The organism is bacterium (assembly GCA_037131655.1).
Classification (GTDB): Bacteria; Armatimonadota; Fimbriimonadia; order Fimbriimonadales; family JBAXQP01; genus JBAXQP01.
This window is the reverse complement of the sequence record JBAXQP010000377.1, coordinates 1-2,218: the sequence shown is the minus strand read 5'-3', so window position 1 is coordinate 2,218 and position 2,218 is coordinate 1. Positions and strand designations below refer to the sequence as shown.

Here is a 2,218-nt window from a genome sequence, read left to right as displayed (position 1 = left end):
AGGTAATTATCAGACATTCAAGCTGATGCTGTCAATAAGGGGAGAGGTAATTGGTGATATGTCCCTGAATGTTCTCCTTTCAAGGGAGATTACAGGATGTTAATGGGGGTTAGTAGGCTTTGCCCCCTACGTGCAATATGCACGTCACCCTGAGCGTAGTCGAAGGGTCTTCCGAAGATTCCTCGACTACGCTCGGAATGACGTCCCGTTGGGATGTTGAAAGAAAGAGCTGGCGTGACGCTAGCGCTATGGAGCATCGGCAGCATCATTGCCGATGCCTTAAATCTACTCCTCTGCTCCGACGGAACGTAGGTAGTCGGCAGTATCATAGCGGTTGCCGGATAGGGCGAAAGATAGGGCGCTAGTGCCTTTTTTGTTCTTGGCATTCACATTGGCCCCATGCAAGACCAATAACTTGACTATCTCTATGTGCCCTTTTACGGCCGCTGACATGATGGGTGTGTTTCCAAAAGAATTGCGCTCTTCGACTTTAGCACCCTTTTCGAGTAGGAGTTTGATCGTCGATGCCTGGCCTCGAAACGAGGCTAAATGCAGAACCGTATCCCCAACAGTGTCACATATCGCGTTAGGATCCCCTCCATACTCCAAAAGGTAATTAATCATTTCAACTTGTTCGTTTTCGACAGCAAACGTAAAGGGTGTGCTTATGTATTCATTCAATCGCCTAGACAATCGCCTTGACCCTTCATTATCCCGCAAATTCACATCAGCGCCGTGAGCAACTAACAGCTTGACTATTGCTATATCCTTATTATATATTGCCGAGTCAAGAGGAGTTGTTCCGAATTCTCCTTTAACATTGACTAAAGCACCGTTTGTCAGTAGTAATTCTGTTGTTTGAGGGTGTTTTTCGGATACTGCTTCATGGAGAGGGCGGTTTTTATGCCAACCTACTACATTGACATTGGCCCCTTTGGCAATCAGCATTCCAGCAATAGTAGCCCAACCGTTATGAGCCGCGTAGGTTAAAGGAGTTGAGCCGTGTTTGTCTCCTGGGTTAACGAGCGCCCCTTTGGACAGCAGCAATTCCGCAACCTTTTTCGAATTGTGAAAAGCAGCCCAATGAAGAGGTGTGCAGCCATTATATGTATCTTGAACATAATCTTCTGTTGAACAGCAGCAGTCACCTTCTTCAATACCCCATGGAGGCGAGCCATCCGTTTGTCGAGCGTTGATATTAGCCCCATTATCAATTAAAAACACGGCGATATCCGTCTTACCATTAATGGCAGCGATATGAAGCGGGGTAGTCCCATAGTCATCTTTTGCGTAAACGAGTGAAGGGGTTGATTGGATTAAAGCTCTGACTTTTGCGATGTTTCCTACTTCCACCGCTTTCAAAATGGCACGTACCTGTGCCTTTGTTGGCCGTGTAGCAGCACAACTGATGTTTACAGCGATCAGAACACAGAATACGACTAAGTATAAACGATTCTTCATATTTTCACCTTATCCCACTCCTTCAGCCGAGTTGGAATAAATAAAGTATACAACAGAAAAGAGAAATGTCCTTCTTTTCAAAGGAATATTAATCTCCGGTTTTGAAATATTATTTATGGGGAATTATTTGAAGACGGTTGCTAATTATTCGCAAACCAAAAATCTCTGAGCCTCCGTGGCAATATAATTATTTTGGGCGTTTTTTCGGATTGGGATCTGGTAGTTCAGCGGTTGTGATCGTTATCAGATCGCTGATCCATTCGCGGTCTTCAAACTTATCTTCAATAAGAAAACTCAGTTTCGCTCCTGGATAAGCAGGTTTTTCAACCACATCGCCGATAAACTTCCTGCCGCCGACGGTTGGTTTAACAAACAATTGATTATCGCAGACAAGAGCAACCACCTTCCCGTCACAATAGATCGCGTACTCGCCGAACATTTTCCTATAAGTAATAATTCCGGCGTCTGACATTTGATCTGTAAGGAAATCGATGAAGTTTTGATCGGATGACATATATTGGCCTCACATTATTTTGGCAGAGTAATTGTTATTATGATATCTTGAGCTTTATGTATAATATGTTCCGCTTTTTATGAGCAAAACAACAACTGCATCTGAATGCCCCGCCAGACAGATTAAAGTAGAGGTCATTAAAGGACAATAAAACGTCACGCAGTTGCACTAAGCAGGATATTATAAAGTATTCAAGAGTGAAGAGAAATATTCTTCTTTTTAAAGGAATATTCATAGACAACC

Annotated in this window: 2 protein-coding genes; both read right to left on the bottom strand. The window is 43.5% G+C overall.

Annotated elements, in window-relative coordinates:
- Positions 1 to 285: 285 nt before the first annotated feature.
- On the bottom strand, positions 286 to 1,461 hold the full coding sequence (locus WCO51_12645) for an ankyrin repeat domain-containing protein (GenBank protein MEI6514101.1): 1,176 nt from the start codon (positions 1,459 to 1,461) through the stop codon (positions 286 to 288).
- Between the two features lie 187 nt (positions 1,462 to 1,648).
- Positions 1,649 to 1,975: a TfoX/Sxy family protein gene (locus WCO51_12640; GenBank protein MEI6514100.1), complete on the bottom strand. Its 327-nt coding sequence runs from the start codon at positions 1,973 to 1,975 to the stop codon at positions 1,649 to 1,651.
- Positions 1,976 to 2,218: the final 243 nt, after the last annotated feature.